The sequence below is a fragment of the Endozoicomonas sp. OPT23 genome, from assembly GCF_009653635.1.
In the GTDB taxonomy this organism is placed as follows: domain Bacteria; phylum Pseudomonadota; class Gammaproteobacteria; order Pseudomonadales; family Endozoicomonadaceae; genus Endozoicomonas_A.
Map to the genome: position 1 here is coordinate 664267 of NZ_PPFD01000006.1, position 25084 is coordinate 689350.

General features: G+C 45.7%; 29 protein-coding genes and 1 tRNA gene. 8 read left to right on the forward strand and 22 right to left on the reverse strand.

Going from position 1 to position 25084, the window contains the following annotated elements:
- Window positions 1-2: 2 nt before the first annotated feature.
- The 15 genes from EOPP23_RS16855 to EOPP23_RS16925 form a co-directional block, all read right to left on the reverse strand.
- Window positions 3-1097, reverse strand: a complete 1095-nt coding sequence (locus EOPP23_RS16855) for a hypothetical protein (protein ID WP_153767145.1) — start codon at window positions 1095-1097, stop codon at window positions 3-5.
- Between the two features lie 949 nt (window positions 1098-2046).
- Window positions 2047-2211, reverse strand: coding sequence for a hypothetical protein (locus EOPP23_RS16860; protein ID WP_153767146.1), 165 nt, complete (start codon window positions 2209-2211; stop codon window positions 2047-2049).
- The gene (locus EOPP23_RS16865) at window positions 2211-2462 is read right to left on the reverse strand and encodes a hypothetical protein (RefSeq protein ID WP_153767147.1); all 252 of its coding nucleotides are present in this window, start codon (window positions 2460-2462) and stop codon (window positions 2211-2213) included. The genes EOPP23_RS16860 and EOPP23_RS16865 overlap by 1 nt, the downstream gene beginning before the upstream one ends.
- Window positions 2462-2779, reverse strand: a complete 318-nt coding sequence (locus EOPP23_RS16870; RefSeq protein WP_153767148.1) for a hypothetical protein — start codon at window positions 2777-2779, stop codon at window positions 2462-2464. Before EOPP23_RS16870 ends, EOPP23_RS16865 begins: the two co-directional genes overlap by 1 nt.
- The gene (locus EOPP23_RS16875) at window positions 2757-2939 is read right to left on the reverse strand and encodes a LysM domain-containing protein (protein WP_370514794.1); all 183 of its coding nucleotides are present in this window, start codon (window positions 2937-2939) and stop codon (window positions 2757-2759) included. Before EOPP23_RS16875 ends, EOPP23_RS16870 begins: the two co-directional genes overlap by 23 nt.
- Complete coding sequence (locus EOPP23_RS16880) at window positions 2936-3157, reverse strand: hypothetical protein (protein ID WP_153767149.1); 222 nt, start codon at window positions 3155-3157, stop codon at window positions 2936-2938. Before EOPP23_RS16880 ends, EOPP23_RS16875 begins: the two co-directional genes overlap by 4 nt.
- On the reverse strand, window positions 3154-3303 hold the full coding sequence (locus EOPP23_RS16885) for an AP2 domain-containing protein (protein ID WP_153767150.1): 150 nt from the start codon (window positions 3301-3303) through the stop codon (window positions 3154-3156). Before EOPP23_RS16885 ends, EOPP23_RS16880 begins: the two co-directional genes overlap by 4 nt.
- Window positions 3303-3731 (reverse strand): hypothetical protein, encoded by a 429-nt coding sequence (locus EOPP23_RS16890; RefSeq protein ID WP_153767151.1) that lies wholly within the window; start codon window positions 3729-3731, stop codon window positions 3303-3305. Before EOPP23_RS16890 ends, EOPP23_RS16885 begins: the two co-directional genes overlap by 1 nt.
- Window positions 3728-3982, reverse strand: a complete 255-nt coding sequence (locus EOPP23_RS16895) for a hypothetical protein (RefSeq protein WP_153767152.1) — start codon at window positions 3980-3982, stop codon at window positions 3728-3730. Before EOPP23_RS16895 ends, EOPP23_RS16890 begins: the two co-directional genes overlap by 4 nt.
- Before the next feature lie 161 nt (window positions 3983-4143).
- On the reverse strand, window positions 4144-5046 hold the full coding sequence (locus EOPP23_RS16900; RefSeq protein ID WP_153767153.1) for a Rha family transcriptional regulator: 903 nt from the start codon (window positions 5044-5046) through the stop codon (window positions 4144-4146).
- Between the two features lie 297 nt (window positions 5047-5343).
- Entirely contained in the window at window positions 5344-5625 is a 282-nt protein-coding gene (locus EOPP23_RS16905) for a hypothetical protein (protein ID WP_153767154.1), read from the reverse strand.
- A 23-nt stretch (window positions 5626-5648) separates the two neighbouring features.
- Window positions 5649-6140: a helix-turn-helix domain-containing protein gene (locus EOPP23_RS16910; protein ID WP_194842649.1), complete on the reverse strand. Its 492-nt coding sequence runs from the start codon at window positions 6138-6140 to the stop codon at window positions 5649-5651.
- A gap of 787 nt (window positions 6141-6927) precedes the next feature.
- Window positions 6928-7902 (reverse strand): site-specific integrase, encoded by a 975-nt coding sequence (locus EOPP23_RS16915; protein WP_194842650.1) that lies wholly within the window; start codon window positions 7900-7902, stop codon window positions 6928-6930.
- Between the two features lie 68 nt (window positions 7903-7970).
- Window positions 7971-8047, reverse strand: a tRNA-Arg gene (locus EOPP23_RS16920).
- 138 nt (window positions 8048-8185) lie between these two features.
- Window positions 8186-8368 (reverse strand): flagellar biosynthesis anti-sigma factor FlgM, encoded by a 183-nt coding sequence (locus tag EOPP23_RS16925; RefSeq protein ID WP_153767157.1) that lies wholly within the window; start codon window positions 8366-8368, stop codon window positions 8186-8188.
- 282 nt (window positions 8369-8650) lie between these two features.
- On the opposite strand from EOPP23_RS16925, the gene EOPP23_RS16930 reads away from it, so the two are divergent.
- The 3 genes from EOPP23_RS16930 (at window position 8651) to EOPP23_RS16940 (ending at window position 11200) form a co-directional block, all read left to right on the forward strand.
- Window positions 8651-9367, forward strand: coding sequence for a VacJ family lipoprotein (locus EOPP23_RS16930; protein WP_370514796.1), 717 nt, complete (start codon window positions 8651-8653; stop codon window positions 9365-9367).
- Between the two features lie 139 nt (window positions 9368-9506).
- A complete protein-coding gene (locus tag EOPP23_RS16935; RefSeq protein ID WP_153767158.1) occupies window positions 9507-10685 on the forward strand; it encodes a response regulator in 1179 nt (392 codons plus the stop codon).
- 2 nt (window positions 10686-10687) lie between these two features.
- Window positions 10688-11200, forward strand: coding sequence for an STAS domain-containing protein (locus tag EOPP23_RS16940; RefSeq protein ID WP_153767159.1), 513 nt, complete (start codon window positions 10688-10690; stop codon window positions 11198-11200).
- 30 nt (window positions 11201-11230) lie between these two features.
- Here EOPP23_RS16940 and dusA read toward each other — a convergent pair whose 3' ends face one another.
- The 4 genes from dusA to EOPP23_RS16960 form a co-directional block, all read right to left on the reverse strand.
- On the reverse strand, window positions 11231-12295 hold the full coding sequence (gene dusA, locus EOPP23_RS16945) for a tRNA dihydrouridine(20/20a) synthase DusA (protein ID WP_153767160.1): 1065 nt from the start codon (window positions 12293-12295) through the stop codon (window positions 11231-11233).
- Between the two features lie 194 nt (window positions 12296-12489).
- Window positions 12490-13512 carry an NADP-dependent oxidoreductase gene (locus EOPP23_RS16950; RefSeq protein ID WP_153767161.1) on the reverse strand — a complete coding sequence of 341 codons (1023 nt, stop codon included), beginning with the start codon at window positions 13510-13512 and terminating at the stop codon, window positions 12490-12492.
- Window positions 13513-13576: 64 nt separating this feature from the next.
- Entirely contained in the window at window positions 13577-13834 is a 258-nt protein-coding gene (locus EOPP23_RS16955; RefSeq protein ID WP_153767162.1) for a hypothetical protein, read from the reverse strand.
- A gap of 73 nt (window positions 13835-13907) precedes the next feature.
- A complete protein-coding gene (locus EOPP23_RS16960) occupies window positions 13908-15677 on the reverse strand; it encodes an FAD-binding protein (protein ID WP_153767163.1) in 1770 nt (589 codons plus the stop codon).
- 353 nt (window positions 15678-16030) lie between these two features.
- Between EOPP23_RS16960 and EOPP23_RS16965 the strand changes: the two genes are divergently transcribed.
- The 5 genes from EOPP23_RS16965 to EOPP23_RS16985 all read left to right on the forward strand — a co-directional run bounded on the left by EOPP23_RS16965 (window position 16031) and on the right by EOPP23_RS16985 (window position 21670).
- Window positions 16031-16834: an OmpA family protein gene (locus tag EOPP23_RS16965; RefSeq protein WP_153767164.1), complete on the forward strand. Its 804-nt coding sequence runs from the start codon at window positions 16031-16033 to the stop codon at window positions 16832-16834.
- A gap of 84 nt (window positions 16835-16918) precedes the next feature.
- On the forward strand, window positions 16919-19246 hold the full coding sequence (locus EOPP23_RS16970) for a hypothetical protein (RefSeq protein ID WP_153767165.1): 2328 nt from the start codon (window positions 16919-16921) through the stop codon (window positions 19244-19246).
- 100 nt (window positions 19247-19346) lie between these two features.
- The gene (gene msrA / locus EOPP23_RS16975; protein ID WP_153767166.1) at window positions 19347-19979 is read left to right on the forward strand and encodes a peptide-methionine (S)-S-oxide reductase MsrA; all 633 of its coding nucleotides are present in this window, start codon (window positions 19347-19349) and stop codon (window positions 19977-19979) included.
- Between the two features lie 77 nt (window positions 19980-20056).
- On the forward strand, window positions 20057-20941 hold the full coding sequence (locus tag EOPP23_RS16980; protein ID WP_153767167.1) for a DMT family transporter: 885 nt from the start codon (window positions 20057-20059) through the stop codon (window positions 20939-20941).
- A gap of 84 nt (window positions 20942-21025) precedes the next feature.
- Entirely contained in the window at window positions 21026-21670 is a 645-nt protein-coding gene (locus EOPP23_RS16985) for a tRNA1(Val) (adenine(37)-N6)-methyltransferase (protein WP_194842651.1), read from the forward strand.
- Window positions 21671-21722: 52 nt separating this feature from the next.
- Here EOPP23_RS16985 and EOPP23_RS16990 read toward each other — a convergent pair whose 3' ends face one another.
- From EOPP23_RS16990 to EOPP23_RS17000, 3 genes are all read right to left on the reverse strand, one after another.
- Window positions 21723-23189: a hypothetical protein gene (locus EOPP23_RS16990; RefSeq protein WP_153767169.1), complete on the reverse strand. Its 1467-nt coding sequence runs from the start codon at window positions 23187-23189 to the stop codon at window positions 21723-21725.
- Window positions 23190-23352: 163 nt separating this feature from the next.
- Complete coding sequence (locus EOPP23_RS16995) at window positions 23353-24018, reverse strand: amino acid ABC transporter permease (protein WP_153767170.1); 666 nt, start codon at window positions 24016-24018, stop codon at window positions 23353-23355.
- Between the two features lie 74 nt (window positions 24019-24092).
- Entirely contained in the window at window positions 24093-24902 is an 810-nt protein-coding gene (locus EOPP23_RS17000; RefSeq protein ID WP_228550749.1) for an amino acid ABC transporter substrate-binding protein, read from the reverse strand.
- Window positions 24903-25084: the final 182 nt, after the last annotated feature.

Here is a 25084-nt window from a genome sequence, read left to right on the forward strand (position 1 = left end):
TCTTACTGCTCACCTTCAAAAGGAGTAGACACAACTCTTATAGCTTCAGAGATAAGAATATCGTTGTAGTCATCCCAGCACTCAGAAGCAATACGTTTGAATCTTGCTAGGTAGTTCTTGCTAGGCTGATGAGTCTCTATGACTTCTTCTACTGTCTCTTCTAAGGACATATCAAGCCTGACACAGAGCTTAACTGTACGGCCTATCTTGTATCGCTCTTTCTCAAGCTTATCTAGCTTCTCATCTATAGCCTTCTTATCTTCAGACATAGCAGGCACTTCCTTAATTAAGTACTGATCTCTCAGCTTGCTTATAATAGCTACTCCCCTCTCAGGTGCAGCCTTAAGCACGATGCCGAGAGAGTTATTCTGATCTTCAGAGAGTAAACCGTACTTCTTCATTTGAGACTTACGGCGTAATGTAACCTCTGTTCTGTATGGATACTCTACCTTAACTTCTTTCAAGTATTCAGATGCAAAGTCAGAAGAGTTATGTAGTAGCTCAAGCTCTTTGTTATATGTCTTGAGCATTGGATAAGCTGCTGTATCTCTTCTTGATACCTGAAAGCCTTGGTTAGTCTTCTGCTGATGAGCCTTTGCAAGCTTTCTGTACTCTGGCTTAGGCATCTTCTTAAGCTGTTTAATCAATGCTGCATAAGGCTTGTCTGTGTAGAAGTCTCTCTTTATATCAACATCCCATACCAGACCAGATAAGAAGTCAGAGAAGGAGCAAGAGAATATACCCTCTTCCTGTATCAGGTCGTAAGCGTCTTTGATGTTTGAGTGCTGCAACCCTTCAAGGTACTTGCTACCTAAGTGCTTAGAGTTAACTGTCAGTGTCAGATAATCTCTTGTGCCTGTACTGCCATGCCTGACAGCAGTCATCTTATAGTAAGTACTGAAGCTACCATGCGAGTGCTTAATAGTAGGGTTCTGTCTTGGGTTCTCTATATCATCTAAGTCAAGATGTCCTGTGTCAGTATCAATGTAAGCAGTGACAGCTTTACAGGTTAATCTCTTGTCTTTGATTTGTATCTTCTCTGAATCTAACAACAGAGTAAAAGAATCCAGAGCAGGAGCTGAGTATTTAAAAGTCATAGTCTTGTAATTCCGTGAATCTTAAAGATTGCTTGGGAGTACTTATTATACTAATACTGACTTATAGCTTCTACTTCTAACTGCTAGTTATTCCCTAATTTGGGAGTTTTTCCATGTATCACATACATGGTTTTCGCTACGCTCAAGAGCACAAGCCCCACTTCATAGCAGACGTGCCCACCTTCAGTAGCTGAGTAGTAGTTAAGATAGGTACGAGTGACTGTACCCACCTATCGGATAGACTACCAAGATAGAATAAAGTATCTAGTATCCTAGACAAATAACCCTACAGGATACCCTGTTCTCTCTATAGCATGATGTAATTATTTCCACCTACAAAAGCCCTCCCTCTCTCACAAGTTCAGCACCAGCCTAGCAAGTACCCGTACGGGGCAGGGCACTTTGGTATATAGGGGGAATACCTAACACAATCCGAATCAAGTATTTGAATCTGACATCAAAGTTGAAGAATATTTTCCAAGTTATTTCTGAGTATGTACTTAGGTTCTGTACTTAGAAAAAGAACCCTAACCAAGAAGGCTAGGGAATTAGTCGATGACCGATAGAGCTTGTACTGCCTCTTGCACCTCAAAGACAGAGAGATTACAAGACTGTTAATCATTGGGCGAACTGCTTTCTTCTTCCAGCTTGAGACCGTGGCGCTACTGACTGCTGCTCCCTACTCTGCACTGCAAAAGCGGTTAATCATCCCTACGGGATCGAGTGCCTCCCTGTGGTCGTTACAACAGACCTGTGCAATCGGGTAGCCTGAGTCTGATAGACGACTGAGAGCGCCCTATTGGAGCCTGAGTAGTGAATTGAAGGGAAGAGAGGGAATTAGTACAGAAGGTGAAGAGACAGATGCCGCCTTTCTCTGGCTGGTCGTTGATTGGTTCTTGACTCCTGTAGGAATCAGAGTACCTCAGGGGCTGCTGTAGCCCCTATCTTTCTATACCAGTACCAATGCTCGGGTCTGTGCTTCTGCCTTAAGAGCGGCCTGCTTGACCAATAGTACATCCATCACTGAAGAGTCAGAACTGGCATCGAGAATAAGCCGTTGCAGGAGCTGTAAGTAAGCTACTAACTCTACTACTGTCAGAGTACTGATATCCATTAGGCAGGAGTCACTTCAGTAGTAGTAACAACCTTCCAAGGAGATGCAGCAAGAGCACCAGTGCTTACGTACAGAACACCTGTCTCAGTGATAGCACAAGCACCAAGCTTCTTACCTGACTTCTCAGGGTTGTTAATAGGGTGGCCTACGTCTGCCAAGTTAGCGACTGTTACAGTAGGGAACGGAATAGCCAGTGCTACCGCTTCTACTGCTTTGGTAGGGATATCGCCGATAAGATTAGAGTATGCCATTATAGAAAGTCTCCTTGTGAGGTTGTGTAGTGTCCCTTTGTACGGGCTGTGGTTTGTGTACTTGCATCTCCAAATGGATGATGAGTAGTAGCTTTGCCAGCCTTACGACTGATGCCTTCTGCTTCAATCAGGTTGAACTGATGCAGCATGTTATCTGGTACACCCAAGCGAGCAGCAGCCTGACCATCAATGAACGTGTCTACAGACCAAGAGCAAGTACCAGCAGTAATACACCCTGAGTTCGTGACACTAAACTCTGATCCTTCAAGGTAGGGAGCTAGAAGATTGCACTTCTTAAGCTGTTTCTTCAGAGACATTCTGCACCTCCTTATTGACAGGGAGCTTAATAGTTTGACCTTCAGCAATCAGCTTAGGGTTACGGATACCATTCAGAGACTGAAGCTTAGACACAGTAGTGCCAGCTCTGGAAGCAATACCCGCTAAGGTATCACCTCCTTGTACTTGGACTTCTCTCACTCTGCACCTTCCTTGTAGTCAAGAGGGACAAAGTACATACGGCCATCTTCTTCTACCTGCTTACAGTTCAGACCAATGTAGCAGCGTGTTACATCTCCTGCACCGAGAGAGCAAGGCACTCGCCCTTTATGGTCTTGAGAAGGAGACCAGTACTTAGTCTTCTCTTCTTGCAGGCAGGTCGTACCCTTGTACATATCTTGATTAACACCAAATGTCATGCCTGATTCTCCTTGAAAGCTAAGTATGCAACTGAGGCTTCTTCTGCTGTATCGAAGTAACCGATATGAACTGTCTTACCATTGCATCGAGCTTGAGCCTTGAACCGGCCTGAACGCTTGTTGAATGTATAACCTTTGGCTGTCATTACTTGACTCTCCCTTTCATAGCTGTAAGAAGTTTGCTGTAGAGACTTGTACCCTTAGGTGTCTCAAGTGTTTCAACAGTCAGAGCCATATCAGACAGACCGGAGATTCTTGCATCTTCAGCAGCTTCAGCGGCTTGCTCTTCTGCCAGTAACTCAGCTTGAATACGCTTGGCCTCGCTCTCTTCCCACTTCTGGAAAGCTGCTAAGTCTTTCTCGTACTTAACCAGAGCTTTGTAGTCAGCCTGTACAGCAGAGTTGATCTTGGACAGAGAGTTAGAAAGAGACTCCATGTCTTCAGAATCCATGTGATTACAAGCAAACTGATCAAAGTAGGAATTAAGGTTCCCTCTTAGTGCATCTAGACCAAGCTGGTTGAAGCTGTGCTCAATCTTAGGCTTCACTGGTTGTACTGTAATTTGCTTGCTCATCGGTACTGCTCCTTCTGATACTTCTTCACACCACCGGACAGGCTGCCACTTCCCATACGAGACAGGGCATCTGCATTAGCTTGAATTCCTTCGACTGAGGAACCTTTCAACTCATTAGGCATGAACAAGCTCAGGGCTTCTGCTTCTTGCTGTGGAGTCTTTGTACTTTGGTAACGGTCTTGACCTGTGATCTTGATTCCATTACGTAACTTCTCTTGGAGGTCATATCCTCCATTAGTGCTTGTAACCATATAGGTTCTCCTATCGGGGTTTTGTAGGTAGTAGGGAGTAGTTGAAGTGAGTAGTTTGAAGTCAGTACTCAGGACTTGGAGACTTGCATGACTAAAGGCAAGTTCTTTACGATGCGGTAGTAAAAGGGATGGTGAACGAGGTACTAACTGAGCGACGAGGGTCAGATAATCCCCATATCAGTAAAGGCATCAATCCTTTCCTGTGACCATCCTTTGGTCTTCTTATCTCTCTCCAGAAGCTTAACTACCTCTGGCTTCAGTTCGATCATCTTCTGAACTCTGAAAGACAAGTACTCCTGACCTTCTGAAGTAATGTAGGTATTCTGTTGTGTATAAGACTTCCCGTTCTTACCTCTCTTCTCAACAGAAGTAGCTCTTACATATCCTTTCTGCACCGCAGATTGAATAGGCTTGTTCTTCAGGCCAATCCATTTGATGTGTCGAAGAAGAGCAAAGAAGTCCTTCTGAACAGGGTAAGCTGTCTTGAATGCAGCATTACGAGCATGAGACATATACACATCTCTGATACAGCAGTCTGAGTAAATGTCTACCAGCTCTTTCTGAGCCAGCTTCATATTAGTACCAGCAGTTTGCATTTGAGATTGTAAGCTACTGAGCTGAGCTTCACTGATACGCTTGAGCAGAGTATCCATAGCCTCGAATGCTTGAACATAGGCATCGTGTATCGCTTCTGTCTTCTTGCCTGTCATACCCATCAAGAGATAATAACAAGCTGCTTTGTTCAGGGAGTAAGTAGGTCTTAGGTCACCCTGACTTGTCTCGTACTCTTCAGAGAAGACTTTGTATGGCCTAGTTGAGGTGGGCGCATTTTTTCGCCCACCTATTTCATCTTCAGGGTTCCAGAAATCAACAGCTTGGAAGCGAGACCGAACTCTCTTCATCAAATCTTTGTGCAACCTGCCAGTGTCAGCAGCGATACAACGTAGATCAATCCAACCTGAGCTATCAAAGCCGAGCTTGACTTCTACCTTGTGAAGCTCTTGAATCTTGCTGTATTCAGCTTGTACTTCTGAGTCTGTGAGTGTTTCAGTAGTAGTATTCATTATGAGTTTCCCTCATTAAAAAGCTCACTCAGCAAGACCCATCCATTACAAGCCCATAACGAGGAAACTACCCGTAATGGCAAGCTGAATAAGCTTTCTGATGAAGCGTTATGGTTTGATGTATGCCTTGGGTAAGGCAGCAGAGAAGTAGCCTGAAACGGCTTTAAAACTGATTTGCTAGGCGCAAGAAATCTTGCTCCTGACGGGTTGTACTAGGCGCTCAATTTTAAGCGCCTGCTCTATTCGATACAGTCAGCTAGGAATTCAATCCGCTTTATGTGTATCTATAGTATGGGTTTATTCCAGCCCTAGTCCTGCAAGGGGTTCAAATATTGGCTTGTCTACCACAATAGATAATTCCCTCCCCAATTCAGGGGCTATCGGGTGAGCCTTACCCCAAGACGAAAGGGACAGACTAGCCAGTACTGTCTCATACTGCCTGCTATAGGCGCTCAGAAGCGCTTGAACGACAGTAGGACTATGATTGCCTGCCTTGCTCAGCTCGCCCTGTAATCGGGCTTCAAGGAGTGCTCTGATCGCCTCTGCTGTATCGTCCTGTAGCTGTAATAGAGTGGGCATATATTGTCCTATTAAGACTCAGCCTAGAACTCAGCGTCTGGGTCTAATCCTGAAGGGTGGTAAGTAGGAGATGCAGTAGGTGCAGTGTTAAGGGTCAGCGAGGTGCAGCCTGAAGCTTCTTGCTCCGGTACTTGCTCTGCTACTGACTCTGAAGTAGCAAGAGATGGGAAGAACTTTCTGAGATCATTACCAGTCTCTACGTACAAGTAGTCAGCAAAGCCTTTCTTGCTGGAGACAGTAGTAATTAACCCTGCTTCCTTCAGTGCCTTGATAGCTCTTCTCACTGCCTGAACACCTAATCCGGTCTTCTCCGCCAGAGTTCCGGCTGTAGGCTGGTAATGCTTCAGTACTGTCTTGCCGTCGTGCATCGACATAAACAGAAAGTCATCTGCCATTACGAACCAGACAGAGAAGGCTTGACCACCTTTGAGCTTAAGTAACGCTTCCCTTGAATACTTCTGGGTCAGAGTGGTCTTCTTACCCTCTGCGTTCTTTACTCCTTTGAGATTTAGCATGGTATGTGAACTCCATTTGAATAACTCCTCTCTGATAAGCCTCATCCTTCTCAAGCCCAAACCAAGCACATACTTGGAAGGCAGTCAGGAAGAGTTATTCAGATAAAGTTGTTTGGTTAAAAGGTCAGCCTTGAGGAAGCTGTATATCTATAGGGTGGGTTTATTCAGAAGGGATCAGAAATATCTGTCTAGCATGCTAGACATTTTTAGGCATTTAGCAGAAGTTGGTTGAATTTCGATCAATATAAGGGGTGTTATCAATATTAATAAGGGGGTCTATTCAATATTAATAAGGGGGTGTTATTAAAATTAATAAGAGGGTCTATTCAATATTGATAAACATACCAATACTTTTACCAATACTTTTACCAATACTCTTTCCAAGGGATTTAAGGCTACTACTCTCTGACTTCTCTCCAGAGAAGGAAGAAGGAAGATAGAAGAAGTTCAATATATGATTACTGTCGTAGACAGAGCGCTCTATGGCTAAAGCCTATACGATGCAATAGTTGTCTTTGCAGAGCAAAGCCAGTAGAAGGGCTTGAATACTGTATAGCTGGTCAAAGAGGTATCAAGGGAGCAGCAAGAATAGAGCCTTATTCAGTTGATCAGTGACCGACTACCCTCCTACTGCATCTCACTTCAATAGTGCAACCTTATCACCTCCGCATCGACAAGGCTCACGACCACTAAAGGAACTACTCTCTCAGCTCTGCTGAGACCTTACCCAAGACCTCCATACAGAGCCAACAGAGCGCTCTATCGGTACAGTAGTCCTAATCCATCACTAATCCATCAGACAGAGGACATCAGCCGCCTTGAGGTTACAATAGCGGTTCAGTTGAGAGAGTGTTTTATGACCAGAAATCACCTGTAGCTGTGGAGCCGTCAAGCCTTTATTTGCATAATGAGTAATAGCCGTATGCCTCAGGTCGTGGAATCGAATATCCCTTAGCCCTGCTCTCTTCTTAGCTCTTGAGAAAGCCTTTGTCACAGCATCAGGAGTAACAGGGAATACGACAGTGGCAGGTCTCATAGGAAGGGCAGACAGGAGCTGTACAGCAGCCTCAGAGAGAGGTACTACACGCTGTCCGGTCTTTGAATCAGGAAGGGTAATTATACGTCTATTAAGGTCTATCCAGTCCCAATTAAGAGCCACAAGTTCAGACCTTCTCATACTGGTATAAACAGCAAGTTCAAAGATTGGTTTCATCCTATCAGGAGCGTTAGCAAGTAGAAGGTTTAACTCACCCTTTGTAGCCGTTCTGTCTCTAGGTAGGTTCTCTGATGGTAGGTGCAGACTCTTAATAGGGTTATCAACTGTAACCTTCAGTGTCTTAATTGCGAATGTATAAACTCTTGATATAAATAGAAGGTCTTTTCTGACAGTAGTTCCTGTCAGCTTCTTAAGTCTGGTATCTCTTATTACTTCTAAATCAATAGGGGATAAGGTTAGGAGGGTTCTGTTCTTCAGGTAGGGTAAAAGTCTGCGGATATAACCTTCTTCTTTATCTGGCCTCTTCAGTCTGCTCTGGATGGAACCTATATAAAGAAGGAATAACTCAGGGAAAGGGTAGTCTTGGCCTTCAGGTAGCTTCTCGGAGACCGTCCCTTCTACTGCATCGACTATTAAAGCTTCTACCTTCTCAGCCCAATAAATAGCCTCTGCTTTTGTAGTGAAGGTTTTATTCTGAGTCGGGTATCCTTTCTTCCTTATTATGGCTTTCCAGTTTCCAGACTTTTGTTGTTGATATGAAGGCATGAGTACACTCATAAGTACAGTAAGCTAAGTACAGAGAGTGTTAGAAGTAGTGCGAGGCTTGGTATGACTGGCGCTCCCGAGTGGATTCGAACCACTGGCCTATCGCTTAGGAGGCGATTGCTCTATCCAGCTGAGCTACGGGAGCATAAGAAAAGCCAGCGATCTGTCTGCTTTTTAACAAAGCGTCGCTGACTTATTTGCATTCTATATAATGAAGTGATTTTTGCCAATACTGTCTGAAGGTTATTGAGTATATTTACATCGTCCTAAACAGTTGATTAATCTATTGTTTAGGTAAGACTTCTTCAACAGCCTGCTCAAACTTCAGCATTTTATCAGCCAGCCGACTGCTGTCGACGGTTAAACTCCCTTCCAGATAAGCTGCTCTCAGCATCTGAATATGGGCTTGCCTGTCTTCAGGCGATGTGTGATCGCTTTTACTGCCAACTTCAAGATTTCTATCCATGTTTCCTCCTGAGCGTGACGTGACTCATAGTCGCACAAACATTGACCACACACCAGAGCATTTTTTAAACAGCCGATTCTGCCGATATCGACCTGAAGAGCACTCATATAAACCCTTTCGGGTTCATATAACGTCATAAGCTTTTACTTTATTTTACGGACAGTGAGATAATTCCGTGAAATACTCATAGCCAGAAAAAGCCAATGCATTTAGCTTATGTGACCCAATTGGCGTCACATTCTGGACTCAGGCAGTTAAATCAGGGACGAAGAGGGACATGCTGTGGCCAAAACATCTACTACTTCCAAATCTGGCAAAATGAAAAATACTTTCTTAGCAATTCTATTATCCTGCGGCATGATCAGTGTCGGCCATGCGCAAGTCGTTTCCTATGACGACCCATGGGAAGGAGCCAACCGGGCAGTATTCAGGTTTAATGATGTCATCGACAGCTATGCCCTTAAGCCTCTGGCTAAAGGCTATGACAAGGTAACACCGAAACCGGTACAGAACCTGGTGGCCAACTTTTTCAACAACCTTGGCGAAATCCGTAACGCAGCTAACTCACTGCTGCAGTTCAAACTGGGTGAAACAGCAACCGCGATTGGTCGCTTTGGTTTGAATTCAACCGTTGGCATGCTGGGTATGGTGGATGTTGCAACACCGATTGGGTTGGAAGAAAAGTATGAGGACTTTGGTCTGACTCTGGCTAACTGGGGTGCACCTTCAGGCCCTTACGTTGTACTGCCGATTTTCGGCCCTAAAACGCTTCGTTCAGGCCTTGGTCTCTACCCTGACTCATACCTTGATCCTCAGGGTTACATTTCTCCGGATAAGGACAAGTACATCGCCAAAGGCATTGATCTCGTCAATCTCCGCGCTAATCTGCTAGGCTCTGAAGAGCTTGTTGTAGGTGATCGTTACAGTTTTATTCGCGATGCCTACCTGCAGCGCCGTGAATACATGATTACCGGTGAGCTGCCTGGCGACGGTTTCTAACTCAAACTCTTGCCGGTACTGCTTGCGGCAGTATCGGCTTGAGAGTATGTTTCAAATAATATGCGATGTTAACTATACCTTTTCCTGAAGCACACTCTGAGCAAACGCCTATGTATCCTGTCAGCCGAGAGGTTCTCATATGAGTCTGGCCAGCAATACCATTCTGGTCATTGATGATGACACTATTGTCAGAGAGAGCATCGTGGCCTATCTCGAGGACAGTGGTTTCAGAGTGATACAGGCTGAGAATGGTGAGCAGGGGCTGGCAACCTACTCAGAGATATCGCCCGACCTTATTCTGTGCGATCTGCGAATGCCTCGTATGGACGGCCTTGCCGTATTGCGCAATGTTCGGGAATTGTCGCTGGATACACCTTTTATTGTCGTATCGGGTGCCGGGGTTATGGCTGATGTAGTCGAAGCCCTAAGGCTTGGTGCCAATGATTACATCATCAAACCAATCGTTGATCTGGAAGTTCTTGAGTATGCGATCAATCGTGCCCTTGAGAGCGCTCAGTTGACCGTTGAAAATCGACGGTACAGAGAAAGCCTTGAGGAAGCGATTAAATCTCTGGAAAACAACCTGCACCTGCTTAAAGAAGATCAAAAAGCCGGCCGTCAGGTTCAGATGCGGATGCTTCCTCAGGAGCCACTGTGTTTTGAAAACTTCAAAGTCGATCACAACATTATCCCGTCGCTCTATCTGAGCGGTGACTTTGTTGATTACTTTGAATTGAATGAGCACAGCTTCGCTTTTTACCTGGCCGATGTTTCCGGCCATGGCGCATCGTCAGCCTTTGTCACTGTGTTACTGAAACATATGTCCATGCAATTATTGCGTGAGTACCAGTCCCATGGTGGCCGAGCCAAAGTCAAACCCTCGCACGTACTGAGCTTTATCAATCGAAGTTTACTGGAAGCCGGTCTGGGAAAACATATTGTAGTTTTTGGCGGTGTTATTGATACCCGGGATGAAACTCTGACCTATGCCTTTGGTGGTCACTATCCTCTCCCTATCATCAGCACGCCGGAAAAAACCAGCTGCATTGAAGGTCGTGGTCTGCCTGTAGGCCTTTTTGAGGATGCCAGCTTTCAGGACGTTACAATAGACTTGCCCAAGCAATTCACCTTGACTATCCTGTCCGACGGTATTCTGGAGGTACTGCCACAGCAGACACTTCAGGAGAAGGAAGACTATTTGTTGTCTGTCATCAGAGAGGGAGCCGACAACGTTTCAGCACTGACCGAAAAACTGGGTTTGCATAAGATTAAGGAAACCCCGGACGACGTTGCCATGCTGATACTGGCTCGAAGTTGAGCATGAATCCAGGAAAATTACAGTACGCTGAAAACGAAGGCACTTATGTCCTGAAACTCTCAGGCGAAGTGCGTTTGAACCTTTGCTCCAGTCTTGAGTTGTTTCTTGATCGAATGTTCTCCGAACCTGGCTTCAAGTCAGTGATCATTGACCTTTCAGCAACAGAAACTATCGACAGTACATCGCTCGGTTTACTGGCAAGGCTCTCGATTCAGGCTAAAAAGCAATTTGGGCTGACTCCTGTCATTATCTCCACACACGAAGACATCACCCGCATCCTGATGAGCATGGGGTTTGATTCTGTTTTCAATATTGTTGAACAGCTGGAAGGTCTTGAGAATCTCAATCTGGCGCTTAACAGCATTGGCTGTGATTCGGCGGATGAACAGACAGCGCAAGCTCAGCGGGTTATTGATGCCCATAAAGTGCTAATGAGCATGAATGAAGAAAACCAGAAAGCCTTTGGTGAACTGGTTTCCCAGCTGGAAGAAGTTCAGAGCCGTCAGGAAAGCTGACCGCTCTGCAACCAGTCAAAATGCCTTCAATCAATCTTTGATGAAGTTTTCCTTAACCTGCAGACGAACTGCTTCCACTTCTTCAACCGCTTTCATCAATACTTCGAGCCCTGCACCTTTCTTGTGGGCATTCTCACTGATATAGCGACGGAATCTGCGCGCGCCGGGCTCTCCTTGATACAGCCCCAGCAAATGACGAGTGATATGGCTGAGATACGCCCCTGAGGACAGTTCTTTTTCCATATACGGCAGCATTTGTTCAATGATGGCTCTGCGCTCAGGCAGTGGCTTTTCAGAACCGTACAAACGGTTATCCACTTCCGCTAACAAGTAAGGATTATGGTACGCCTCACGACCCAGCATAACGCCATCTAGATGCTGAAGATGCTGGCTAATATCATCAAAGCTTTTTATGCCGCCGTTGATGGTAACTTCAAGACCCGGAAAATCCTTCTTCAACTGGTAAACCACTTCCGGTTTCAGCGGTGGTACATCGCGGTTTTCTTTCGGCGATAATCCCTGAAGAATGGCAATACGCGCATGAACAATAAACGTTTCGCAACCCGCTTCAGCAACAGTGCCGACAAAGTCCACCAGCTCTTCGTAAGATTCACGACCGTCAATACCAATTCGATGCTTGACCGTGACAGGTATCGAAACACTGTCTTTCATTGCCTTCACAGCATTAGCAACCGTTTCCGGCTCCGCCATCAGACAGGCACCAATACGACCATTTTGAACCCTGTCACTTGGGCAACCAACGTTCAGGTTCACTTCCTGATAGCCAGCCTGCTCGCCATAACGAGCGGATAAGGCCAAATGCTCCGGGTCATTACCACCTAACTGAAGTGCCAGAGGATACTCCTCGGGAGAGTGACGAAGAAAACGTTCCTTGTCACCGAACACCAGAGCACCAGTAGTCACCATCTCAGTATAAAGCAGGGAATGCTCACTGAGCAGACGATGAAAATAACGACAGTGCCTGTCAGTCCAGTCCATCATGGGGGCAACACTGAACAGCCTGGAAACAGGCTTCGCAACGATTGAATCAGTCTTTTGTTGAGAACCGATGGCTTGTGTCAGGCCTTCTGTCATTCAGAACCTCAGTAAAATACTATCTGGCTTTAACCACTCGTTATTGAGCAGTACAATTAATCAGAGCGAATAGTAAAGAGATTAGCGGTTTCAGGAAAGTTTCTGACAGAGGTAAATGCCACAAAGTTCCGGCAGGAAGCGAAACAAAGTGGATGCAAATGAACCTGTCAACCGCAGTCCACAGGTCCTGAACTTTACAGTGCGAGCAGTTGTTTTCCTTTATTTTCACCCTGGAACAATCGTTCAAGCGTTGCAGGAATCTGATCAAACCCTTCCTGAATATCTTCCCGATATTTAATCTTCCCGGACATTACCCACTCTCCAAGCTTGCCTGCTGCCTCTTCAACCCGGTCAAGGTAGTCCAGCATAATAAAACCCTGCATTTTAATACGGCGGGTAATCAAATACTTCAGGTTGGCAGGACCTGGCTGAGGTTGCTCGGCGTTGTACTCACTGATCTGGCCACAGAGCACGATACGACCAAAATCAGCCATATGTTCAATGGCCTGCTCCAGCGTTTCACCACCTACGTTGTCAAAAAAGATATCAACACCTGAAGGGCAAAGCTCTGACAGGCACTGATGTATATTTCTGGTTTTATAATTGATAGCTTCGTCTGCACCGCATTCATCTTTCAACCACTGGCATTTTTCATCGGTACCAGCGATGGCAATAACACGACAGCCTTTCAGTTTTGCCAACTGAACCACTACCGAACCAACTGCTCCCGCAGCGCCTGAAACCAAAACCGTTTCACCGGGCTGAGGCCGACCAACATCCATCATACCGAAATAAGCTGTCAGACTGCTGCCTCCGAATACTGACAGTACTGTAGTTGGCGGAATACCTTCAGCCACAGCTGTTGGCGGAACCAGATCATTTGGCCCGGCAACGGCATAGTCCTGCCAGCCAAACATTCCCTGCACCAGACTGCCTTCAGGCCAGCTCCGGTTGTCAGAACGAATAACTTTAGCGACGGATGATGCTCTCATCACTTCACCAATCTGCACCGGTGGCAGATAGCTGGGTTCGTCATCCATCCAGCCTCGCATGGCCGGGTCAAAACTAAGATAGAGATTCTGCAACAACACTTGGCCAGACTGCAGATCAGGCTCTGGAATGGCGCACTCTGCGTATTCAAAATTATCCTGACTGACCATTCCGGAAGGACGGGTTTTAAGCAACCATTGTCTGTTAATTGTTTGAGAAGCGGCCATTAATGGTTCCTGAATTTTTATTACTATTTTCTGGATTGAACCTCAGAGACTGTTTAGAAAAATCTTAAGCAGCAACAACCTGACCACGATATATTCTGTGCGGTTTACTCTCTAAAGGTTCAGGCTCCAAAGATTCATTCAGCTGTTGAAACAAGTTATCAATCAATATCGACGTTTCCTGGGATACAGTGGGTTTAAGCCGTTTAAGTTGATCCAGAAGACTGGGATCAATCAGGCTCAAAGCTTCACCCTGCTCGTTTTTTATACGACGTCTAATTGTTAGTAACAAATCCATCAGCTGTTTACTAGGGTTTGCAGGCATAGAGTGCATTCTGATTCCTTTCTGTTTTCCCCATCAGCATCAAATCAGAATGCAAACTATGTGCCACGGGATATTATGCTGGAACGGCTTCTTCTTTAGTCACTTTGTCATCTGACTTATCTACAGATGCTGACTGACTGGCAATATGTTTCGCCGCCTGATAGCCAAAAGTCATAGCTGGACCCAGTGTTGAGCCCGGTCCCGGATAGGTTGGCAGGATAGCGGCAGCACAGTTACCAATGGCATACAGGCCTTCTATTGGTTTACCTGTGGCTTCAGAAAGTACCTGAGCATTGACACTGGTATCCATACCACCATGAGTTCCGAAGTCGCCCGGATCAATACGCACAGCATAGAAAGGGCCTTCATCAATGGCATGCAGGCAAGGGTTAGGCGTCACTGTCGCATCACCGTAGTAACGGTCGTATTCAGTATCACCGCGTTGAAACTCAGGGTCTTTACCTGTTTTGGCATAGGCATTCATCTGAGTAATAGTGTTGTTCAAACCAGCCTGATCGATACCCAGTTTCTGCGCCAAGCTGTCGATAGAGTCTTCCTTGGCCATAAAGCCATTCTCGAAATAACTCTTCGGTAATCTGAAGTCCGGACGGGATTGAACGTCCAACAGCGGACCAACTAGATAACTGTTACGGAAGCGCTTATCGAACACCATGTAGGCTGGTGCATTAGGGTTGTCATCAGAGTGAGACTGGAAGAACTCGGTCTGATAAGCCATATAGTTTTGTGACTCGTTAGCAATTCGCTTACCGGCCATATTAACCACGCAGGAACCGGGCAGGGATTTCTCCATAATGGCCAATCTTGGTGCAGGTTCATCCGGTGCTGAGATGGTTGTGCACCACCAGGCACCATTCATCAGTCGGGTTTTTGCACCCAGTTTCAGGCAGGCCAGCAGTGCATCCCCCGTATTGGTTCGAATATTACCGCCAGACCATTCGGTGCTGGTTGGTTTTGGAAGATACTTTTCACGCAGTTCCTGATTGTATTCAAAACCGCCACTGCCCAGAACGACACCTTTGCGAGCCTTGATATAAACGTCACGGCCATTCTCTTTCGCCTTGATGCCAATGACACGGCCGATATTGTCCTGGACAAGCTCTTCCAGTGCAGTGTTAAGAGTAACAGCCACATTACGTTTTCTGGCTGCTAGATACATACGGGCAACGCCGGCAGAACCACAGGAAAGACGACGCGATCGTTTGGTTTTATGCTTCATTCGCCAAAAGGTTTCACTGGCGTATGTCAGCATCAACTTTGCCATGACACCCATCCAGCCCTTTGAACGGGTGACCAGATCATGTCCTTCTACCTGAGTCATACCAATTCGATCATAGAGGTAAAGCATGTGGTGAGTTGACTGAAGCTTATTCATATCGTCACCCAGCTCATCATGGTTGATGGGCATAGGTTCCAGAGATCTGTGCCCTGCTCTGGCACCAGGGTTTTGCATATAGTAATCAGGGTAATGTTCCAGAGAGATATAACCGACTTCTTTCGCTCGCTCGGTAACAAACTTCAGCATGGCAGGTGCCTGCTGGATATAGGTTTCAATCAGCTCTTCCGGAACAGTGCCTTCTTCAATAGTACTGGCAAGATAGGCTCGGGCATCGTCAACACTGTCAGTAGCGCCACAAGCTTTGGCGTAATGATTATTGGGAATCCAGATGCCGCCACCGGACACGGCACTGGTGCCACCAAAGCGTTCGGCTTTTTCAATGACTTCAACCGACTCAACACCCAGCTCTTTCAAACAGACGGCAGAGGTCAGAGCACCCAGTCCGGAGCCAACTACCACTACATCCAGTTCACGATCCCACTGCATCTCTTACCCCTTTATTATTCTTCTTGCCATATTGTTGGAGAATGCCTGACTCAGTCGAAATCACTCTGTTTCAGTTCATTGCATTGTCTACTTCTGGCTGTTTGGTGTGCACTTTTTCAGCCCATAGAGGCTGCTATTGTCTTTCATTAAACCGTGATCATGGCAAGTTGCGATACCACATACGGACTAAAAGACCATTCTTTCTAAAGTACTCTCATGAGCGAAAGGGAGTAGATTCCTCTATGGAAGGGCAAAGATAATATAAGCTCTGATTAATTTTCATTACACCTCAAATGCCTGACCTATACTTGCCTGCACACTTCACACCCTAATCAATAATCAGGGTCGATCTCATGACGATGAAACCTGCACGACAACTGTTTGTACTTATACCACTGATGTTCCTGCTTTCTGGCTGCTCCAGTCTTAAGCAACAGGGACACTGTATCCTCGCTGGCGGTGCTGGCGGCCTGATTCTGGGCGCCATGGAAACCGCTGGTGCAGCCGCTACAGGCGGCGCAGGACTTGCGATCCTTGGTGGTTTGCTCTGCCATAGTGCGGAGACAGACAAAGGCATAAACAAACGCTGCCCATTCTCAGCGCCTAAAGGCACGAAGTTCAATAGAAGAGGCTGCCCTGTAGACAGTGACAATGACGGTGTTCCCAATTACCTGGACCTCTGCCCAAACACTCCAGCCAATACTCCTGTCGATGCCAGTGGTTGCCCAGACTCGGATAAAGATGGTGTAGCGGATAATGTTGATCAATGTCCAAACACACCTCCCGGCACAAGAGTCGATGACAAGGGTTGCCCTATCATTCTGATCAAGCCTCTGGGTCAGATTCAGTTCAAGTTTGATAAATCAACCCTGTCAGACAAAGCCAAAGCTTATCTTGATGGCGTTGCCTACAAACTCAAGGCCAACCCTAAAATGAAGCTGAATGCTTATGGGCATACTGATATCTCAGGCCCTCCAAGTCACAATGAAGGTCTCTGCCTGCGGCGTGCTAAAAGTGTTACTGATTATCTGATTGAGCAGGGAGTCAGCTCTGAGCAGGTAGAACCATACAGAGGCGGTATCATCAAGGAACATAATGACACCCGTGACGGCAGAGCCAGAAACCGCAGAGTTGAGCTGAATACCGAAGAGGAATAGCAAAAAAGGTTTATAATTAATGGATGATTCATAGCTGGCTGAAATTCTAGATTTCAAAAACCAGCTTCAGCCAGGGAAGGCTAAATGTTTGGAACAATTCTTCGACCATTTGGTGGCCTATACAGAAGCTGTACCACTAAATTAAAGCAAGTCAGGAATTTCGTAGACTTTCGGGGGCGCAGAGCCAAAAAGTACCAGCAGCCCTCTAAAGTAGCCACTAATACTCGACCACAAACGCTTCAGCCATCCTTATCGTTAACAGAGCGGTCAAGCTCTGTCTCTTCGAGTGATACTTTCTTCAGCGCAACTGAAGGTGAGCCTATCGCTGATACTATGCCAGCCAAAGACTTTGAAGTAGATCAGAACTTTCAAAAAGAGCTAGCAGCCACTGTACCCAAAACCCCTCTAATATCGTCAGAAACAAGTCAGAAAATTGAAGCAGCCCGATTTTTGGCTAGAGCTCTGACGATAAACAGTGTTCCCGGTCACAAACTTTTACCTTCCATCAGTGATACTCATAGACAGCAAACAGTTAGCCAGAGATCAATCGATCGGGATCACCTTGAAATACAGTCATCTTTGGAACCTGAAACATCCGCCCTGAAAGAAACCGTTCGCAGAGTCAGTGCATGGGGTAAAAAGCCCTATGGCCCTAAAAGAGCTGTTTCAACAGGTGAAGATGGAGAAAAACTGCTTAAAAATATAAAACAGGTAAAAAAGAACGAACTGAAATCACTAAGAAAGGCACTGTCAACAATAAATGAATGGAGCGATACCCAATATACTTCTCAGACTCTCGACACAATGGCCTCTGATATGGCCTTGACGTTGACCCTGGATAGCTACCCAACGTCAGAAAAACTGTACAGCATTAAAGAGCAATTGAATAACCTGGCTGATCTGCTTTCTCACCTTGAATCTACCGAACAGAAAGCGCTTGCTCGACAGCACCAGTCTTTAACTCAACTTTATGAAGGGCTTGTTGCCAGTCAGGCAGAACATCGCGTCAATCAGCTCGAGAGATACTTACCTGAAGGCTCAGACTTCACACAGACCTGTACACGCCTCAATATTGACCCAAAAAGAGCATTCTCTACCAGTGCTCTTTCAGCATTTCGTGAAACACTCAATCACCACAGACTGGATTCAGAATTGGCCACTGAGGCTCAGCTGGATACAGCTTTCAGAAGTGAGCTTGAGAAGTTCCTTTTGAAGGCCAAAACTGAAACCGGTCAACCGTTTGAGATCCCCCAACCATCAAGCCCAACTCACAAGCCTGTCAGAGATCAGCTGGAAGCACTCACTAAAGCTTCACCTTTCTATCCTCGCGGAAAAATATTCGATCAGATCTGCGAAAAACTGGGCATTGAGCAAATAAGCGACCATATCTCTCCTGCAACCATGCAAAGTTTCAGGGATTCACTGAAACAGTCTGTTCATGAGAGTGCTGACAAAGGTGGGCAATGGCTTGAGGGCGCACTGGAATCTATCACCCTGAATTTCTTTGAACCCATAAAAAACCAGGGAAGCACTTCATTAAGCTCTGAAGCACTAAAAAAAGTGATTCGATCTACCATTGAAAGTGTTCGCCTCACTCCAACAACCATAACAACTGGCTACAAACCTCCTGCTTTTGGTGAAGACAGTGCGGGACTGAAAAGAACCGGACAACAGCTTCAATGCCACTTACAAACAGGGCAAGTTACTTCTGATGACAAATCCACTTTCCGTTGTCAGAAGGAAGAACTGCACCAACGAGTTGTCAGCATGCTTATCAATAAATGGGTTCAACAGAGAGACGATATCGATCTGGAAATAAAGGGAAGGCTGGCTGATTGTGGCAAGCTGGATTTCCAGAATAATCCTAAAAACGCACACGCTGAGTACAGTAGCCTGCAACTTGAAATTGCCCATTTGAAAGAACAAAGACAGAAGCTTCCTCTACCAGATTTCCCTCTAATGTCTCTGACCAAGCCTGACAAATCAGATATGGATAAAGAGTTTTTTTATTCAGCAGGGATTTCATCGGCCAATGTTAATCTGAAGCTACTTGATATAAATGTAGATTCACCCATTGAGCCCTTCAATGCCATTACCACCACAGTAGCATTCAGCAAGGATAGTTTAACTCACTGGTTTACCCATGTCCGATATCTGCACTCCGTTATGGACAAGTGCTGCAAATACTATGCGGGCGACATAACAGAGCACGGCCCCCCTTCAGTGAGTGAGCGTAAACAGCTCGACCAGAGTTTCCTGCAAACCAATGCCGCCATTAATGAATTGCTTCAGACTCCCGATCAGCCTGGCGCTACTGCAGCGCTTCATATTCTTCGGTTACAGGCCTCTTTACTGCGAGACTACGCAGACAAACTGGGTGGTTACTACCGCCCACCAGGGGTACCTGACTAACCACTGTCCATATTTCTGTCGAAAGTGTTTCTTTTTCTTCAATGAATCCAGTCTGCCTGAATATGCGTATAGCTACATAAGAACAATTCAGGATCACATTATGAACAGCAAATTGAAGTGGCTTTCAATCACCGGACTGGCTTTAGGTATCAGCCTTGCTGTTGCCGGCAGCAATGATAAACAACCAACTAAATCAGGCAGCACAAAGGTTGAGACAGCCATTTTTGCAGGCGGTTGTTTCTGGTGTACTGAGTCGGATTTTGAAAAAGTCGATGGTGTTCTGGAAGCCGTCAGTGGTTATACCGCAGGCCCGGAAAAAGACCCGACTTACAGACAGGTGTCATCAGGCAGAACAGGTCATACCGAAGCGGTAAAAGTTACCTTCAATCCTGCTAAAGTGAGCTATCAACAATTGGTCGATATCTACTGGAAAACGATTGACCCGACCGTAGAAAATAGGCAGTTCTGCGATTCGGGCAGCCAGTACAGAACCGGTATTTATTATCAGGGAAAAAAACAGGAAGCCGCTGCAGTCTCTTCATTGAAGAAACTTGAAGAAAGTAAACGCTTCAAAAAAGTCTACACCGAGGTAGAACCGTTCAAGAATTTCTACCCAGCGGAAGGTTATCATCAGGATTACTACAAGAAGAACCCGGTTCGTTATAAATTTTACCGCTACAACTGTGGCAGAGATCAACGATTGAAAGAAATCTGGGGAAAGCCTGCTAAATAGGAATAACAGCCCTATAGCTGATAAAAACTGTCCGTTATACTTGTTCTCCCAGAGTTATCAGTAAAACGGGCATATTAATGACCACAGAAACCAGAGCCTGCCTCTACGCCCTAGCGACAGCCTTGCTCTGGTCCACCATCGCAACAGCTTTTAAACTCACACTGACTTATATTGACCCTTGGCAGATGGTTTTCTGGCCTGTAGTGACTTCTATTCTGTTTTTAAGTGCGGCCGTACTGATTCAAAGAAAGGGCTGCCTTGTCGTGAGGCAAGCAAAAGAATCATGGAAAACTTATCTGGTTTTAGGTTTATTCAACCCTTTTCTTTACCACCTGCTGCTATTTAAAAGTTACAACCTATTGCCAGCACAGCAGGCACAAGCCTTGAATTACACCTGGCCACTGGCTCTTACATTATTGTCCTCTCTACTGCTGGGCAAGAAACTGACCGTGAAAGACAGCCTGTGCTGTCTGGCCGCTTACTTCGGCGTCTTTATCATCAGTACCGGTGGCGATATTCACAACATGTCGTTCGACAGTCCTTTGGGCGTGATATTGATGCTGATGGCGACACTGGTCTGGGCTCTTTACTGGACCTACAGTACAAAACAGTCAGGTGATTCTCTTGTCAGTCTCCTGCTCTGCTTCCTGTTTGGTCTGCCATGGATTACCACAGCGACACTCTGGCAATCCAGTATCTGGCCAATCCCTTTAGAAGGCCTGGCCGGTGCAGTTTATATCGGCTTGATCGAAATGGGCATAGCCTATATCTTCTGGCTAAAGGCTCTCAAGCTAACCGAAAATACAGCACTGATCAGCAATATCAGTTATTTAAGCCCTTTTCTGTCACTGATTTTTATCAGTCAGATTCTTAATGAAATAATCGCTCCTGCCACCTATATCGGGCTGGTTATGATTATTGCTGCAGTACTTTTTCAGCAAGGCATTCGAACCGACCGTTAACCCTCTTCAAATTGATATGTATTAATGGCCAGAAACAATTATTTTCAATTTAAACAGTTCCGCATCGAACAAGGTCGCTGTGCAATGAAAGTTACAGCTGATGCTGTTCTGTTCGGAGCAATAGTGGACGTTGAGTCGTCTCATAGAATTCTTGATATAGGTGCAGGAACAGGTCTCCTCAGCCTTATGGCTGCCCAGAGAAGTACAGCCTTTATTGATGCGGTAGAAATGGATCAGGAAGCCATTAGTCAATGTCAGGAGAATTTTTCTCAAAGCTTATGGAGTGACAGGCTAAACGCAATTCATTCCTCCATACAGTCATACGCAGCAGAGTCCTACGATACCATTATCTGCAACCCACCCTTCTTTGAAAATTCCCTGAAAGCCCCTGATCAACAGCGCTCACAAGCAAGACATACAGACAGCTTGAGTTTTGAGGAGTTAGCCAGAGATATCAAAAGACTGATGATACCTGAAGGGAAAGCATGGTTACTCTTGCCCGTCATAGAATCAGAAAGTTTTCTGCGGCAGGCAAAACATCATAACCTGAAGCTTTCCAGGTGTATTTCAATAAGGACATCGCCGGCTCGGGCAGCCCACAGAAATATTCTTGTACTTGATCTGGTTTCAGAAGAATGTCAGGAAGAAGAGATTTTTCTTTTTAAGGAAGGGCAACAATACTCGGAGTTATCTTACCAGTTTTTACAACCGTATTATCTGGCACTGTAGAGAGTTGCTTCTTTAAGACGCTGGCACCCAGTCAGGTGCCAGCCTTAGCAAGCTATTCTTTCTCATCTGTTTCTGAAGAGACGACTCCTTTAATATCTTTCAATAACTTCCAGTCCATATGCTTGTACTTCTCGGACGACTCTTTGTGCAAGGTTGGCATGTCGGATCCAGGGTGGTAACCAAAACCCAAGTACTCACCAAAACTACCCGTGATGTCTTCCATCGTTTTCTTGATCAAATCAACATCTTCATCGTCCGTAGGCTTCTGCGCCAGCATCTCTCCAAACTCTTTGTGTACATTTTTCAAAGCAGTGAGCCTTTGAAACTCTTCCAGTCTGTCCATATCAAAGGATCTCGATATTCCATTCTCCTTATCTTCATCAACCCTTATTTCAGCCATTGTTGCGTCAATGGCGGGCATAAGTTCTGACAAGTCTTCATGCATTGACTTGAATGCCTGAAGTTTTATATCGTCTTTTGTAGGTGTGGTCGGGAAAATATTTTTATTCTTTCTATTTTCGTAAGCATGACTCATATAATAATCCAGGCCTGGCAACCGCTGCTCAAACCCACCCATCTTGGAAGATAGTGTATGTAACTGGTCAGTACCCCAAACGGCCTGCCTGCGCTGGAAATGATCAATCTGAGACTTATAAACATCAGTGCCTTCAATACTTCTGGTAAAGACATCATGCAACTGAGCTTTGAATTTGGCTTCCTTAGCTGTAGCTTCGCTTTCTCTTCTTTCCGCTGCCTTTACTACTCTGGCACCTGACTTGGCAATTTCACCATGAATGTTATGCATATCAGCGGCTGCAAATGAATCAACCGCATGTTCAATTCGGATGGCATCTTTTGCAGCTGCCAGTGAAGTTGATTTTTCGACCAAAGCCTGTTTTCTAACCATCATCGTCAGGCTTCTGAGTTTATCCCTTTCCTGAGATACAGTGTTCAGCTCTTTTCCAGCATCAATTAACTTATCTTCAAGTTCTTCATTCTGAGTGTCTGTGCTTTTACTGGATGCAATAGACCTCTCATATGCTCGCTGGGCTTTTACAAGCTTGTCAGTAGCGACCTTAAAATCCTTGTCTAACTTGGCACCGGCTTTTCGCCGAACTTTAGTGACTTTTAGCCCCACCGATTGGCGTTCCCCTTCTCCCAAAGTCACTTGTGTACTGTTTATCTCACCAGAGTGAAGCTTAATTACATCCATCATATCCTTATCAGTAACAAAGACGCCCTCTTTGCACTTTCCTTTGTAGCTCTTATCAAACATCATGCTTTCAACCTGAGCATGAACGGCTCGGCGGAAGGTGATTTTTGGTCTGGGAATCTGATAAGCCAGATCATTGGCTTTGCCGCCAACGTATCGAAAGCCTGACTTCATTCTTTGAACCATACGGTCAATGCCACGAAATAGAGCTTTTACAGGCTGTGCAGCCTTATATCTTTTCTTCAGTTCACCAACAAGCTCTGAATACTTGGGGGCAATAAACTGTAAGCGTGTCTTGATACTCATTTGTGACCTCTCCCTGGTCAAACAAAGCAATAACTTTTCGTTAGTATAGGAAATATTAGAAATGAGAAAAGCAGTTGAAAGAAGAAGTCAGAATATCAGCAGGAGTTGGGGAAACTCCTGCCTTTCATGTTCGTTTGTCAGTTAGCTGACAAACACTGAAACCTTATACATAGGCCCGGTTCAGCTGTTTTTCAGCCCACTTCTGGAACCAGGTACAAGCCACTACTACGGCCCAGTAAATCAGTGCAACTGTCAGATAACTCTCGAAAAAACGGAAACTACTGGCCGCTTCCATCTGGGCTCGGGCCATAATTTCCACGACACCGAGAGTGAATGCCAGAGAGGTACTTTTCAGTAGGTCAATGGCATTATTCATAAGACCCGGAAAAGCAACGCGGGCAGCCTGAGGAATGATGATTCGACGCATGCCCTGGGCTCTGGTCATACCTACACTCAGGGCTGCTTCCATCTGTCCGGAATGTACGCCGATTATCGCTGCACGCATACTCTCGGACATATAAGCCGCAAAATGAAGCCCTAAACCAATAATCACAGCCACAATAGCGGGCAGCTCAGCCATGGCTGGAATCAGCTGTGGCAGACCGTAATAAAAGATGAACAGCTGCACCAACAGGGGTGACCCCCTGAAGAAAGAAATATAGAGATCGGCAAAATGATGAAGATGGAATGGCCGTGTTATTTTAAGCAGCGCCAGCACAAGGCCCAATGACAGGGAGAGCACCAGCCCACCCAGCGTCATCCAGAGCGTTGTACTCAGGTTCATGGTCACCGTCGGCAGCAGCCCAATGGCGTATTCGTAATCAATCATCTATTCATCTCAACAAAAAGCCCCGGCATCAGGATTGGACCTAAGCCAGGGCATTACAGCTGTTCAATCCGTTATTAACCGGCTGGGTTAGCGGTGATATCAGCACCAAACCATTTTTTGGAAATAGTCGCCAGAGTACCGTCAGCACGCATGCCATTCAGTGCTTTGCTGACTTTTTCGCTCAAAGCGATACCTTCTTCGTTTTTCAGGAAAGGCATGGCATTACGCAGAGTCTCAATTGGCTCACCAACCGGCTTCAGAGGCAGGTCAGACTTTTCAATCAGAGCCAGAACACTGACACGGTCCATAACGAACGCATCAGAACGCTTCAGAACTACATCACGCTCGATGCCTGTGTCGTAGGTAACGATATCGATTTTGTTTTCAGGATCCTGTTGACGAAGAATCGCTTCAAAATTGGAACCGAGGTTAACGGCTACTTTTTTACCGGCCAGATCGGTAACAGAACTGATGTCGTTGGTATCGTTGTGAACCACCACCTGCGCACCATCAAAAACATAAGGCGTAGCAAATGCATAACGGTCAGTACGGGCATCGGTCAGAGTAATCTGGTTGGAAATCGTATCCAGCTGACCGGCTTCCAGCATGCCGAACAGACCAGAGAAAGGTGCCGTCACGAATTTAATATCGGAGCCCAGACGTGTACCCAGCTCATTCCAGACATCAATTTCAAAGCCCTGCAGCTTACCTTCTTTCATAAAAGTGAATGGGAAATAGGTACCGGACATACCTACTTTTACTACTGATGCTTCAGGCGTTTTGGATTCAGCCTGTTTTTCTGTTTCACCGGAGCAGCCTGCCAATACGACAGTTGCAGCCAACATGGTGGTGGTCAGGGTTTTCTTGATGGATAAACCGAACATCTTTCTCTCACTATTCCAGGTCGGATCATATCAGCCATCACAAGTTTTGACTTTTAACAGAGGCATGAATATGAAATGAGTAATACCAAAGGACGGATAAGTCGCGGCACTTTTACCGTAAAGCTTTTTACCGTGTAATGCTTCTCTTCACCTGTGTGACGAGAAGCATTTTCTTTCGCTTA